This is a genomic window from Pedobacter sp. AC402 (assembly GCF_979252805.1).
In genome coordinates this window covers 195,487-208,077 of sequence record NZ_CEEDAI010000007.1, presented here as the reverse complement: position 1 = coordinate 208,077, position 12,591 = coordinate 195,487, and the positions used below count along the sequence as shown (strand labels likewise).

Annotated in this window: 14 protein-coding genes and 1 pseudogene; 9 read left to right on the top strand and 6 right to left on the bottom strand. The window is 37.8% G+C overall.

From position 1 onward, the window contains the following. Nucleotides 1-6: 6 nt before the first annotated feature. Nucleotides 7-672 carry a molybdate ABC transporter permease subunit gene (gene modB, locus AC0IWE_RS07455; protein ID WP_471792568.1) on the top strand — a complete coding sequence of 222 codons (666 nt, stop codon included), beginning with the start codon at nt 7-9 and terminating at the stop codon, nt 670-672. Beyond that, nucleotides 669-1,298: an ATP-binding cassette domain-containing protein gene (locus AC0IWE_RS07450; protein ID WP_471792567.1), complete on the top strand. Its 630-nt coding sequence runs from the start codon at nt 669-671 to the stop codon at nt 1,296-1,298. Before modB ends, AC0IWE_RS07450 begins: the two co-directional genes overlap by 4 nt. Before the next feature lie 223 nt (nt 1,299-1,521). Here AC0IWE_RS07450 and AC0IWE_RS07445 read toward each other — a convergent pair whose 3' ends face one another. Next, nucleotides 1,522-2,397 carry a DMT family transporter gene (locus tag AC0IWE_RS07445; protein WP_471792566.1) on the bottom strand — a complete coding sequence of 292 codons (876 nt, stop codon included), beginning with the start codon at nt 2,395-2,397 and terminating at the stop codon, nt 1,522-1,524. Continuing rightward, nucleotides 2,397-2,939, bottom strand: coding sequence for a GNAT family N-acetyltransferase (locus AC0IWE_RS07440; RefSeq protein WP_471792565.1), 543 nt, complete (start codon nt 2,937-2,939; stop codon nt 2,397-2,399). The genes AC0IWE_RS07445 and AC0IWE_RS07440 overlap by 1 nt, the downstream gene beginning before the upstream one ends. 72 nt (nt 2,940-3,011) lie before the next feature. Between AC0IWE_RS07440 and AC0IWE_RS07435 the strand changes: the two genes are divergently transcribed. Further along, entirely contained in the window at nt 3,012-3,899 is an 888-nt protein-coding gene (locus tag AC0IWE_RS07435; RefSeq protein ID WP_471792564.1) for a LysR substrate-binding domain-containing protein, read from the top strand. A 274-nt stretch (nt 3,900-4,173) separates the two neighbouring features. Here the strand turns inward: AC0IWE_RS07435 and AC0IWE_RS07430 are convergent, their stop codons facing one another. Then, the gene (locus AC0IWE_RS07430) at nt 4,174-4,572 is read right to left on the bottom strand and encodes a hypothetical protein (protein WP_471792563.1); all 399 of its coding nucleotides are present in this window, start codon (nt 4,570-4,572) and stop codon (nt 4,174-4,176) included. Between the two features lie 433 nt (nt 4,573-5,005). Between AC0IWE_RS07430 and AC0IWE_RS07425 the strand changes: the two genes are divergently transcribed. Then, nucleotides 5,006-6,160, top strand: a complete 1,155-nt coding sequence (locus tag AC0IWE_RS07425) for a GAF domain-containing sensor histidine kinase (RefSeq protein ID WP_055910297.1) — start codon at nt 5,006-5,008, stop codon at nt 6,158-6,160. Continuing rightward, entirely contained in the window at nt 6,157-6,348 is a 192-nt protein-coding gene (locus tag AC0IWE_RS07420) for a hypothetical protein (RefSeq protein WP_471792562.1), read from the top strand. Before AC0IWE_RS07425 ends, AC0IWE_RS07420 begins: the two co-directional genes overlap by 4 nt. 50 nt (nt 6,349-6,398) lie before the next feature. On the opposite strand, the gene AC0IWE_RS07415 is transcribed toward AC0IWE_RS07420, so the two are convergent. The 3 genes and pseudogenes from AC0IWE_RS07415 to AC0IWE_RS07405 form a co-directional block, all read right to left on the bottom strand. Continuing rightward, nucleotides 6,399-6,767 (bottom strand): glycoside hydrolase family 95-like protein, encoded by a 369-nt coding sequence (locus AC0IWE_RS07415; RefSeq protein ID WP_471792831.1) that lies wholly within the window; start codon nt 6,765-6,767, stop codon nt 6,399-6,401. Beyond that, nucleotides 6,744-6,893 (bottom strand): annotated as a pseudogene (locus AC0IWE_RS07410) (glycosyl hydrolase family 95 catalytic domain-containing protein); the annotation flags it as partial. The pseudogene AC0IWE_RS07410 and the gene AC0IWE_RS07415, both read right to left, overlap by 24 nt. Further along, on the bottom strand, nt 6,844-8,658 hold the full coding sequence (locus AC0IWE_RS07405) for a glycoside hydrolase family 95 protein (RefSeq protein WP_471792561.1): 1,815 nt from the start codon (nt 8,656-8,658) through the stop codon (nt 6,844-6,846). The gene AC0IWE_RS07405 and the pseudogene AC0IWE_RS07410, both read right to left, overlap by 50 nt. A 219-nt stretch (nt 8,659-8,877) precedes the next feature. On the opposite strand from AC0IWE_RS07405, the gene AC0IWE_RS07400 reads away from it, so the two are divergent. The 4 genes from AC0IWE_RS07400 (at nt 8,878) to AC0IWE_RS07385 (ending at nt 12,541) form a co-directional block, all read left to right on the top strand. Then, nucleotides 8,878-9,066 (top strand): hypothetical protein, encoded by a 189-nt coding sequence (locus AC0IWE_RS07400; RefSeq protein ID WP_471792560.1) that lies wholly within the window; start codon nt 8,878-8,880, stop codon nt 9,064-9,066. 29 nt (nt 9,067-9,095) lie between these two features. After that, nucleotides 9,096-11,030 carry a GH92 family glycosyl hydrolase gene (locus AC0IWE_RS07395; protein WP_471792559.1) on the top strand — a complete coding sequence of 645 codons (1,935 nt, stop codon included), beginning with the start codon at nt 9,096-9,098 and terminating at the stop codon, nt 11,028-11,030. A gap of 910 nt (nt 11,031-11,940) precedes the next feature. Then, nucleotides 11,941-12,153 carry a hypothetical protein gene (locus AC0IWE_RS07390; RefSeq protein ID WP_471792558.1) on the top strand — a complete coding sequence of 71 codons (213 nt, stop codon included), beginning with the start codon at nt 11,941-11,943 and terminating at the stop codon, nt 12,151-12,153. Next, nucleotides 12,110-12,541, top strand: coding sequence for an RNA polymerase sigma factor (locus AC0IWE_RS07385; protein WP_471792557.1), 432 nt, complete (start codon nt 12,110-12,112; stop codon nt 12,539-12,541). Before AC0IWE_RS07390 ends, AC0IWE_RS07385 begins: the two co-directional genes overlap by 44 nt. Nucleotides 12,542-12,591 lie beyond the last annotated feature (50 nt).

Here is a 12,591-nt window from a genome sequence, read left to right as displayed (position 1 = left end):
ATGGATATGGAACCGATTTGGTTAAGCATCAGGCTAGCCATAATTACAACAATCTTTCTGCTCATCATCGGTATTCCAATCGCCTATTGGTTATCCCGTAGACAAACTATTTTTAAGATCATTATTGAGGCTTTTATTACCATGCCTCTCGTGCTTCCACCTTCTGTGCTTGGCTTTTACCTGTTATTGGCTTTTAGTCCAAATAATGGTTTGGGCAAGTGGTTACATCAGTATTTCGATTTACAGCTTGTATTTTCTTTTAAAGGACTGGTATTTGCATCCATTATTTACAGTTTGCCATTTATGGTAAGTCCGATTAAGGCTGCATTTTCGCATCTACCGAGGTCGCTTGCAGAAGCATCTTATGTAATGGGCAAATCAAAACTAAAAACGTTTTTCTATGTCCTTTTGCCAAATGTTAAGCCATCTATTTTTACTGCTGCGGTGCTTACATTTGCACATACTCTCGGCGAATTCGGTGTGGTATTAATGATAGGCGGCAACATACCAGGAGAAACCAAAGTAGCCTCGATTGCCATTTACGACGCCGTAGAAACGATGGATTATCATTCAGCAAATTCATATGCACTGGTGCTCTTCGCTATAACTTTTATCATCGTAATTACAGTATTTTTGATTAACAGAAATGCAATTAAAAGCCCTTTCGAATGATAAAGATTGCTATTGAAAAAAGAATCGACGGGCGATACGGCAATTTTGAACTTAAAGTAAACACAGCCTTTAATTTAAACGCCATCACCCGAATAGCAGGCCCTTCCGGAATAGGAAAAACAACACTATTGAAAATTATTGCCGGATTGGTTTTACCAGACAGTGGAACCGTTAGTGTAGAAAATGTGTTATGGTTTGATCAAAAAAGCGGTTTTTCAAAAAAAGTTCAAGATAGGCAAATTGGTTTTGTTTTTCAGGATTATGCGCTTTTTCCAAATATGACGGTAGAAAAGCACCTTAAGTTTGGAACGGATGATGACAGCTTCATTACTCATTTGCTGGAACTTGGAGAAATGACTCAGCTGAAAAACAGGCTACCAAAACAACTGTCTGGCGGTCAACAACAACGCCTTGCGATACTGAGGGCATTATCAACCAAGCCTAAATTGCTTTTAATGGATGAGCCCTTTGCCGCGCTTGATCAGGAACTAAAAAGCAGGTTGATTACTAAACTTAGCCATTTTTTTGCTGAACAGCAAACTACTGTTATTCTGGTTACCCATCAAGATGATCAGTTTGTGGATTACAACAGTTACTCGTTTGAACTTAAGGGTATTGGAGATTAAAAGTGTGTAAAAACTATTTATATATTGCTTTTTTTCAATTAGATGGACCAAATTTTTATTGAATGAAGGCAGTTTTTTGTGTTTTAATTAAAAATCTTTAAATCATCATTTGCTACCGCTACAATTGTTTTTTGTAAATAAGCTCCCCGCTGCATGTTAACCGGATTATTTTGCCCTGATACCCGTCAGGTGTTCCTATTTGGAATGGATGGCTCCAACTTAGTTAGGTTGCATCTGCTACCCGCCATTTTAGCTTGATCTCTGAAATAATTGTGGCCATAAAAATTAAGCCTCCTCCAATGATAAGCCGGGTTGTAATGTGCTCACCCAATATAAAATATGCTGCAAACGCTCCAAAAACAGGTTCAAAAAGATAAATGATGGAAACCCGTTCGGCACTAATGTATTTTTGCGAGATATTCGAAATCGTATACATATAAGCGGTTGAAAATATTGCGCAGAAAATAATGCCCATCCAAAAGGTATTTTCCTGAGGAATCCAGATCATGTTCTGTTGGTTCACACTTAATAAAAATGTCAGTATTGCGCAGCTTGCAAACATGGGAACAATGGTTGGGATAATATCCCTGGTTTTCGATTCCCGTTCGATCTGAATTAAATATATTGCAAAGAAGAACGCACCAGCAATGGTATAAAGATCGCCTGAACCGATGTTAAAGTTCTCTTTAATCGAAATAATCGACAAGCCAATAAGCGCTACAACCGTAGCAAGCCATATTTTTAATGGAGCTGCTTTTTTGTAAATGATCAACTTAAAAACGGGGATCATCACTACGGTAATTCCAGCTACGAACGAACATTGTGATGCAGAGGTATGCGTTATACCAAGCGTTTGTAAGTAAATACCGAGCATTAACGGAATGGCCAAGCCAGCACCGGTTTTAAGGGCAGTTAAATTCAGATTTTTTACATGTTTCCAAAAAATAATTGATAAAACGAATGTTGCCAGCAGGAAGCGGTAAAATAAAAAGAGCGCAGAAGGATTTTGTCCGATAGCGAGTTTAGTTACAGAAAAGGAAATTCCCCAAAAGGCAGTTCCAAATATCAACAATATGAGAAAGGTGTTTTTCTTTTCCATTATGATTTCGATTCACTGGTTAATACCAAAGCTTTTTTCATCATCAGGTCCGTCTGCTCATCATCACCCAGCCAAAAGGTATGCTTGCTAAAAGTTTCAAAACCGTTTTTAGTGTAAAATCCTATCGCTCTTTCGTTTTGTTCCCACACACCAAGCCATACGTATGATGCACTTATCTGATGCGCACGATCAATGGCTTTTTGATAAAGTAACTGACCAACCTTCTGTCCGTGGAATTCTTTAATGACGTAAATACGCTCAATTTCAAGCGCATCCAGATCTAATTTTTCTGTTTGAGCTTCTTTAAGATTAATCTTTAAATAACCGATTATATTATTGTTGAGTATGGCAAAGTATATTTCAGAATCTTTATTGCTGAGCTCCAGATTTAATTTTTCTATCGAAAAACTTTCCTGAAGGTATTTTTGCATATTTTCCTCACTGTTGAGTTCGGCAAAGGTTTGGCCAAACGTAGTTTTGCCTATTTGCTGAAGTTTTATTACATCCTGAAGTGTTGCCCTAACAATTTCGATATTTTCCATAGCACGAATGTAATTACTTATTAAATGTGTTAAAATGCTATTTATTCATTTATTAATGCATAAATTGCATTAATGGATTTACAGAGGATAAAATATTTTTTGGCACTTTCAGAGCAGCTTCATTACTGGAAAACCGCAGAGAAAGTTAACATTACACAATCTGCGCTTAGCCGACAGATCCAGTCGCTCGAAAATGAACTTGGCTTACAGCTTTTTGACCGGAATAAAAGAAATGTTAAACTCACACCAGCCGGTCAGTTTTTAAAAGAGAAATGGGAAGTAGAGCTGAGTGAGCTCGATTATATACATCAGTTTGCAAAACAGATCCATTTAGGCGAACGTGGTGCCATTACCATCGCACATCCTGATTCGATATCAGCGTCTATAATGCCCGATATTCTGGTTAAAATCAGTCAGGTATTTCCTCAACTTCAAATTAAACTGGTGCAGGTTTTATATGAGAATCAGCTGGATTTTTTAAAGAATTATAAAATTGACCTGGCCATTACCAGAGACATTAATAGTGAGGCGGGGATAAATTCGAGAAAATTGCATTCTGACCATTTGGCTTTGGTGGTTCCGGAAGAACACGCATTAAAATCATTTGGAGATTTATCTGCCGAAAGCCTCCGCAACGAAAAATTTATTCTGCCAACCAGGGATGAGGGGAGTAGTTATAGCGAAATTATTCATTCCCTGTTTAGGTCTTACGGTTTCGTACCGGATGCATTTCTGCACTCAGAATTTGGTTCAACAATTATAGCATTGGTAAGGAGAGGGCTTGGAATCGCAATTTTACCAGATTCTTATCTTTTTCATCAAAGTCCGGGTTTGCGGTTTATTCCCTTGCCTTTTAAAACTGATATATTTATTAATTGGCGTGCTGATGATCATAATCCGGTGCTTGCCAATATTTTAAATCTACTGATTGAACATTATGGCGGGCATGAAGAACGCTAATTGATGCTTTTTTAATGTAACAAAAAAAAGGTGCTACCTTAACGATACCACCTATTTTTTTTATGGATAATATGATTTTATTTACTTAAAGAAGCGGTTTGTAAGATTGTTTCAGGAGTATTCATTTCTGTTTTTGAAGCAGAAAAACGATCTAAATCCAATTTTTGTGTTCTACCCATTACCAGGTTATGGTTTTGTGTTGCTCCGCTTAATTTAAGGTCAGAATGATCTTCGATAACGGTATATAAGCTTTCTGTATTGGAGTTTATTTTAGCTACAGCATTTCCTTTAAAAATACCTGAAGATATTTTACATCAAGTTTACCCGCTGTTTTTACCACAACATTATCTGATGCCTGTACGCGGTAAATATCATTTACAAAAACGGTAACTTTTGCCAAGCCTTTATCTGCTGAAGAAATTTTAAGGTTATAACCATCCTGTATAACTTTTACTTTTCCGGTATTGTCATCATTATAAGTTATGCCTTCGGCTCCATTTTGAATAAGTGTAACTTCTACATTGCCACTTACCATAATTTTATTAAAGTTTTTTGGTGCAGAGATTTTAGCAGGTTGTTTTTCGTTTGCTGTTACATTGGTAACAAAGATTGATGAAGTTAAAACGATTGCTGCGAATAAAGTTTTTGCGAGTGTTTTGATAGCGGTTTTCATAATATTGTTGTTTATATTTTTAATTAATATTTTGTGATTGTTTGATAATGAGACGCTGTCAGTTACAAAACGTTTCAGTGATTATTGGTACTTTATACCAACGCAGCTTAATTGTCGACGTACAGGTTTTATAAATCGGCCAAAATCAGTTCATTTTATCTTCAGATAGGAATTTATGGATATAACCAGCAGATCAATCAGACGGTAAACGCTTTAATTTTGGTTAGCGAATGCAGTAATCATTTGGTAACTTTATATTAACTTCTATTCACTTTGATATAATACTTAATCGATTTAGGAATAAACGGATTAATTTGTGTAAAACAAGTGTTAGAAGATTAAACAACAGTTTTTTAAAAAAAGAAATATTCGTAGATTGGCGAAATTATACATCCCTACATTGCAAAATTCTAATAAATTAATCCTCTCTGATATGGAGGCAATAGGCAAAATACCCGCTGTTGCCAATATTTTGGAAATTGTTTGCCGAACAACTGGTATGGGCTTTGCCGCTATTGCCAGGGTAACTTCTGATAAGTGGATTGCCTGTGCCGTACTTGATGAAATTAATTTTGGCCTTGAGGTTGGTGGCGAACTAAATCTTGAAACAACGATTTGCAACGAAATCAGGCAGCATCATCAATCTGTTGTGATCGATCATGTAGATCAGGACCCTGAATTTAACCACCACCATACGCCTTTATTATATGGCTTTCAAAGTTATATTTCGACACCTATAAAGTTAAAAAACGGTGATTTTTTCGGAACGCTTTGCGCGATTGACCCTAAGCCTGCTAAATTAAAAAATCCAACAATTACGGGCATGTTTGCCATGTTTGCCGATTTAATTGCATTTCATTTAGATGCGCTTGAAGAACTTGCCCAGGCAGAAAAAAAATTAAAGAAAGAGCAGGAAGTAGCAATTTTAAGAGAACAGTTTATTGCTATTTTAGGTCACGATTTACGAAACCCACTAAATGCAATATCAAGCAGTGCACAGCTTCTATCCCGTTTAAATTTAGATGAGCGGGGTGGCCGGATTACAAAAATTATTAAAGATTCATCTTTTAGAATGAACGGGCTGATTGAGAACATGCTCGATTTTGCTACTGGTCGTTTAGGTGAGGGCATTACGCTTAACAAAACACCAGATGAAGATTTGGAAAAATTGCTGGTTCAGGTGGTAGATGAATTGCAAGCCATTTGGCCTTCAAGAAACGTTAAACTGAACTTTACGCTAGATCATCCTGTTAATGCCGATGGCAAGCGTTTGGCACAACTTTTTTCTAACCTGCTGGCCAATGCTTTAAATTATTCTCCGGCAGATTCTACGGTAGAAATTACCGCATATAGTAATGCAGAAGAATTTAACCTGTGTGTAGCAAATAAAGGCAAGCAAATTCCTGCTGCTGCTATGGAGCGTTTATTTCAGCCTTTTTCGAGGGGCGAAGTAGAACCTAATCAAAAGGGGTTAGGCCTTGGTTTGTATATTGCTTCAGAAATTGCAAGTGCGCATAAAGGAACCCTTGATGTTTCTTCCACGCCCGAAAAAACCTGTTTCACTTTAAGCATACCTTCAGAAAAATGACCGTTGTTAGCGATAGCCTCCCAACATCAAGCCTTTTAGATTTGAAGGTTGGCGATGAAATTTCAGATAATCAGCATTCTGGTATTATTAAAAGTATCGAAATCAGTGAAACGGATGAATTTTTAATGTTTCTATTTCAACTGGAGCATAAAAACATCATCGTAAAAAAGCTTAAACAAATCTGCTAGTTTACATTAGCCGGAAGATACCGCAATAGTAATTAAGGTAAATTATCCTCTCATTCAAAACTATATGTTTTTCCTGCCTGCGTTTTAAAACTATAAACAAAGTCTTTTCCTGATTTCTTTTCTTCTATACCCTTACTTTTAAGTGCATTCGGACTTCTAACTATGCAATCTTCACCAGATAATGATTTGATGGATAACTTCACAATTTTACCACTTTTCCATTGCAGGTTAGCGATTTCGAAATTGCCTCTTGCTCTTAAGCCCTGAATACTTCCTTCATCCCATTTATCGGGTAGTGCAGGTAAGAACTGCAATTCTCCGGCCTGGCTTTGTAATAACATCTCCGAAATACCCGCCGTATATCCAAAATTTCCATCGATCTGGAAGGGTGGATGTGCACAGAAAAGGTTTGCATAAATTCCTCCACCTTTATTGTAATCAGTACCCGATCCGCCCACCGGGGTAATAAAATTCTGTAAAATTTTGTAGGCGTGATTACCATCCTGTAACCTTGCCCAGAAGTTCATTTTCCAGGCCATAGACCAGCCTGTTGATTCGTCGCCACGGGCAGTTAGAGATAACTTGTGCCGCTTTGGCCAGTTCTGGTGTTTTAATGGTACTGATCTCCCTGCCAGGGTGAAGGCCAAAAAGATGAGAGATGTGTCTGTGCTGATCTTTCGGATCATCGCGATCGGTTTCCCACTCCTGTAATTGTCCCCATTTTCCAATTTTAGGTTTCAGTAAATGCGCTTTAAGATCGGCGATGTGTAGTTTATATTCTTTATCTATTCCTAATATTTCGGCTGATTCAATGTAGTTGGTAAACAAATCATATACAATCTGTTGATCGTGCGTAACACCATCTTCAGTAGGGCCATGCTCAGGCGACCAGCCCATTGGCGAAACCAAAGTACCATCTGGTCTTCTTTTTAAATGATCATCCCAAAACTCAGCGATTTCTTTTATAATCGGGTAAGCAAAATTCTTTAAATAATTTTTGTCTTTCGTAAAAGCATAATGTTCCCAAAGGGCCTGTGCATACCATGCGCTACCAGGTGTATTCCATAAAAAGCTCATGCCACCAAAAATATTGTTCTCGGTTTTAACTGTCCAGCCCCTTGTATTAGGGTATTGTTTGCGTGTGGCGATAGCACTTACCTCCCGCATACTGTTAATGTAATCAAGATAGGGGATTTGACACTCTGAAAGGTTTGTAGGTTCGGCAAGCCAGTAATTCATCTGGATATTGATGTTCGAATGGTAATCACTTCCCCATGGTGGCGTGTTGCTTTCATTCCACAAGCCCTGAAGGTTTGCCGGTAAACCACCTTTTCGCGATGAACTAATCAGTAAGTACCTTCCATATTGAAAAATTAAAGATTCTAATCCCAAATCAGCCTTCTTTTTGTAATCAATTAACCTTTGGTAGGTTGGAAGTTTATTTTGCGCTAAATCGGCATGACCTAATGTGATAGCAACACGGTTAAATAAAGATTGATAATCCTGAACGTGGTTTTTTAATAATGATGAATAAGATTTAGTTGCCGTTTGTTTAAGTATCGTTTCTATTTTTGTTCCTGGCTCTTCACCTTTCCAATTTTGCTCGCGTTTGTTGCTGTAATTTGTCGCTCCGGTTAAAATAATCGTAATGGCATCGGCACCATCTACTTTTAATTTGTCACCGTCATTATCTTTAACCGAATGACTGCTTCCATTTTCAATTTTAACTAAGGCAGTGGCCTGGTAAGACATTCCGTTAGGTAATTTACCCGTAAACTCAATGGTATTCCCTTTTACCGTAATATCGCCCTGATGTGCATTTTTGAGCCTGATTACAGCAGAGTAAGCAGCTTTTTTATCAGCCGTTAGCCTTAAAACCATTACTTTATCCGGAAAACTGCAAAAATATTCACGGTTATAATTTGTTCCATTTTGCGTGTAACCGATGGAATGTATGGCATCAGCAAGGTTGAGTTGACGTTTATAGGCAGTAAAGTTTTTATCTTTTTGATCAAAATCTATAAATAAATCACCGAAGGCCTGATACATCCCCCGGTCGTTTTCATCACCTGTCCAAAGTGTATTGTCGTTAAACTGGACATCATCCTGGTTTACACCTCCAAAAATCATCCCGCCGATGCGTCCGTTTCCGATTGGATATGCTTCTGTCATCCATTTTGTTGCAGGCTTATCGTCCCAAAGTAAAAGTGGTGATATAGTTTTCTTTTGTGCGGAAACACCATTTGAAAAGCCAATGGCCAATAACAAAAGTAAAGTGCAATGAATAATTTGCCTGGATTTAAAAAGCATAGAATATTTGATTAGTGTGTATCCAAATATATAGATAATCAAGTGATTGTACTGTTATTTGCATATGGGAAAGCATATTGATAATTGGCATTATATTCAGTTATTTAAGCATTGGTATTAAGAACATCAAAACTTTAATTGGTAACTATTGTGATATTTAAAGTTGGATTTTAATAGATTTTATATATTTGATAGTACATACTAAAACGTTTTATGTAAATGAAATCGCTAACCAAATTTATCTTCCTGTGCTTATTTTTAAATGTAGCGGGCATATATCATGCTCAGAGCCAAACGAAAACATCGTTTACCAAATATGTAAATACATTTATTGGCACAGCACCTTTAACCGACCCTAAAATTTTGGGTTATGAATTGCCACGGGCTGGCGATCATGGGCGGGTTTAACCTTTCCTGGCAGTTCCCTTCCAAATGCAATGGTGCAACTGAGTCCGATTACCGAATTTGGCTCTGGTGCAGGCTATGAATATGAAGATGATACCATTTATGGTTTTGCACATACCAATAAGGGGCATTGGAACCTGTGCAACATTCCGATTTTACCATTATCTAATCCCGGAGATAAATATGGATCTAAATTTTCGCATAAAAATGAAAGTTCGGCACCTGGTTTTTATCAGGTTTACCTGGATGATTATAAAGTGAATGTGAAACTTACTTCTACTTTAAGGGCTGGATTTCATCAATACGACTATAAAAATAACAGCGACAGGCAAATTTTATTCCTTTTGGGCAAGGCAAACAGTGGGGTTTCTACATGGAATATCGAACAGGTGGGTAATGCTGCGGTACAAGGTTTTCAGGGAGGTGAAAACATTTATTTTTATGCTACGGTTAACGGAAAAATCGAAAAACTCGATCAAACGGATAAGGGAAAACGTTCGGGATTTGCCATATTACACCTTGCCGATGGCAGCAAAGGACCTGTTGAACTTAAAATAGGCTTGTCGTTTGTAAGTACCGCTAATGCCAAAGAAAATCTGGAAAAAGAAATTGGTGATAAAACTTTTACGCAAATCCGAAATGAAGCAACAGCTAAATGGGAGAGTCTGTTAGGTAACATTGAGGTTAAAGGCGGCTCGGAGAAACAAAAACAAATGTTGTATTCTTGCTTGTACCGGTCTTTTTTATGGCCTGCGTTGAGGAGCGATGTAAATGGAGAATTTAAAGATGCCAAGCATAATGTAGTGAAAGGTAACTTTAATTATTATACAGAACCCTCACTTTGGGATACTTACCGAAATAAAGATGTGCTTTTGGGCTTAATTACTCCTAAAGTTACGTTAGATGTAATTAAATCGATGAAAGATGTTGGTGACAAAACAGGATTTATTCCAACTTTTTTTCATGGTGATCATGGTGCATCATCTATTGCCGGAGCTTATTTAAGGGGAATAACCGACTTTGATATTAAGGGCACTTACCAGATTTTATTGCGCAATGCGAATGTAGAAGGTGGTGCACGTCCGTTTATAAAAGAATACATAGAAAAGGGTTACATTTCTGACCCTGATGTTAAAAACCCACATGTAGAAACCAAAGCAAAAGCGGGGGTTTCAAAAACATTAGAATATGCGTATGATGATTACTCGCTGGCACAGCTTGCAAAGAAACTGGGCGATAGCAGCAATTACCGTATCCTGATGGCCAGATCTAAAAACTATAAAAACATGTTCGATCCTGGTACACGTTTTATGCGGGGCAGGTTGGAAAATGGCGATTGGATTAAACCTTTTAATCCACAGTACCCTTATTATGAGTACATGTACAGAGAAGCCAATGCCTGGCAGGTTTCTTTTTATGCCCCACATGATATGCAAGGTTTAATTGAACTTTATGGTGGTGCGAAAGGTTTCGAATCGAAGTTGGATTCGTTGTTTACCTTGCCATGGAACCCAAAATATATTGCCCGCAACGTAGAAACCATGATTGGACAATACTGCCAGGGCAACCAGCCAGATCATGAAGCGCCTTTTGCCTATACATTTATCGGAAAACCTGAGAAATCACAAAAAATAATCGATAAAATATTAAATGAACTGTATGGAATAGGAAGTGACGGTTTAGCATTATCGGGTATGGATGATGCCGGTGAAATGTCGGCCTGGTATGTATTTACTTCATTGGGTTTATATCCTTTCTCGGCTACCGACCCAAATTATATTGTTACAGCACCTCTTTTTGATGAGGTGAAATGGAAAACGAGTAGCGGTAAAGTATTAACCATTAGTAAACCTGGAAAAGGAAGGGCAATAACTACCATTAAAGTAGATGGAAAGGTAAATCAGGGGTATTTTATTTCTCATGATTTGTTTAAGAATGGAGGGAAGGTTGAGGTTGATACGAAGTAATGTTATCAATTATTTTTTTGGTTTTTAACACGGTCGTCATTCTCGCGCATGCGGTAATCTTAATGTTTTCGCTCCGCTCGGGCTTGCCTCGGTTAGCCACCGAGGGGCTCTTACTTTTGGCTTGGCCCAAAAGTAACAAAAACCCAAGGCTTGGAACTGATGTCGGATAAATTCGTTAAAGCTTTTTGGTCGTCAGCACAAGTTCCGCCGAAGGAGGCGGGAAGTGTGTGCTGCCTCAATGCAGTGATGAAGGAAAAGGTATTGATAAAGCTTTAACGTTTTCTCCTTCCATCATTTCCTAGGCCGGATAACAGGGAGCAAATAGCAGGGTGCAGATAGCGGGGGTTTAAATAGCATGATGCAGGGAATGCGTTAAATCCGTCATTGCGAAGCTGGGGGAGAGCGAGCTGAAGCAATCTTTTCAGTTTTAACTTGCGGTCGTCATTCTCGCGTATGCGGGAATCTTAATGCGATTGTTATTTTGCTTTATCACATCCGCCACTGTGAGGCAAAATGTAATCTCATTAGTTATTTTGGTTGGTTTATAACAGGGTCGTCATTCTCGCGCATCCGGGAATCTTAATGCAATCGTTATTTTGCTTTATCACATCCGCCACTGTGAGGCAAGAAACAATCTCAGCAGTTATTTTGGTTGGTTTTTAACACGGTCGTCATTCTCGCGCATGCGGGAATCTTCATGCAATCGTTATTTTTTGCCCTTCAATATTTCCGTTATTGGGGATGCACGAAGCAATCTTAATGCAGTACCTACGTTACATATACTTCTAAAAAAAGCCATAAATAGCCAAATAGTGTTCTTTCGTCTTATAATTCCGACAAATTTGCTTTATTCTGTTAAATATGAGCTCGTTTTGACTTATAATTCTGCTTAATTTGTAGATTTGACGAAATGTCACCCGACAAACTGCGCGATAAGGAAGAATTAAAGTACCTGGAAGACCTTAAAAATGGCCATCGCCATGCTTTTGACTTTATTTACGCCAGGTATAGTAAAATGTTGTTGCCAAAAATGCAGCGCATGATTAAGCTCAATGAAGTGGTTGATGAGCTTATGCAGGATGTTTTTAAAAGTTTGGACGAGCAGGGAAGAAATAGATCTTGATAAATCTTTCAAAGGTTGGATTTTTACCATTGCACAAAATGTTATTTACGGCTATTACCGAAGGTTAGCGCTTGATGTAAAAATGCAAAGGCACTTGATTGAAACTTTTGCTGAATTTTATAACCAAACGGAAGATTACATTTTCAACAAAGAAAGAATCGAATTACTTAATCAAGCCATAGAAAAACTCCCTGCGCAGCGTAAAGAGATATTTAAACTTTGCAAAATAGAAGGTAAAAGCTATCAGGAAGCTGCCGAAATCCTATCATTAAGCCCATCTACCGTAAGCAACCAATTGGTTAGTGCTACAAAATACATTAAACGTTACGTCTTTTTTCACGCTCAAGAATTTATTATTTTCTGTATTGCAGCCTATTTAAAGGGTTAAAGAAAATATTTTTAAAAAAAAATCAAGTTGCGATAGTGTGTTTGTCCAGC

Coding starts and splice junctions, on each gene's coding strand:
- modB (WP_471792568.1), top strand. CDS start 7: ATGGAACCGATTTGGTTAAGCATCAGGCTAGCCATAATTACAACAATC.
- AC0IWE_RS07430 (WP_471792563.1), bottom strand. CDS start 4,572: ATGAAAACCGCTATCAAAACACTCGCAAAAACTTTATTCGCAGCAATC.
- AC0IWE_RS07405 (WP_471792561.1), bottom strand. CDS start 8,658: ATGCTTTTTAAATCCAGGCAAATTATTCATTGCACTTTACTTTTGTTA.
- AC0IWE_RS07435 (WP_471792564.1), top strand. CDS start 3,012: ATGGATTTACAGAGGATAAAATATTTTTTGGCACTTTCAGAGCAGCTT.
- AC0IWE_RS07390 (WP_471792558.1), top strand. CDS start 11,941: ATGTCACCCGACAAACTGCGCGATAAGGAAGAATTAAAGTACCTGGAA.
- AC0IWE_RS07420 (WP_471792562.1), top strand. CDS start 6,157: ATGACCGTTGTTAGCGATAGCCTCCCAACATCAAGCCTTTTAGATTTG.
- AC0IWE_RS07385 (WP_471792557.1), top strand. CDS start 12,110: ATGTTTTTAAAAGTTTGGACGAGCAGGGAAGAAATAGATCTTGATAAA.
- AC0IWE_RS07445 (WP_471792566.1), bottom strand. CDS start 2,397: ATGGAAAAGAAAAACACCTTTCTCATATTGTTGATATTTGGAACTGCC.
- AC0IWE_RS07400 (WP_471792560.1), top strand. CDS start 8,878: ATGAAATCGCTAACCAAATTTATCTTCCTGTGCTTATTTTTAAATGTA.
- AC0IWE_RS07440 (WP_471792565.1), bottom strand. CDS start 2,939: ATGGAAAATATCGAAATTGTTAGGGCAACACTTCAGGATGTAATAAAA.
- AC0IWE_RS07450 (WP_471792567.1), top strand. CDS start 669: ATGATAAAGATTGCTATTGAAAAAAGAATCGACGGGCGATACGGCAAT.
- AC0IWE_RS07395 (WP_471792559.1), top strand. CDS start 9,096: ATGGTGCAACTGAGTCCGATTACCGAATTTGGCTCTGGTGCAGGCTAT.
- AC0IWE_RS07425 (WP_055910297.1), top strand. CDS start 5,006: ATGGAGGCAATAGGCAAAATACCCGCTGTTGCCAATATTTTGGAAATT.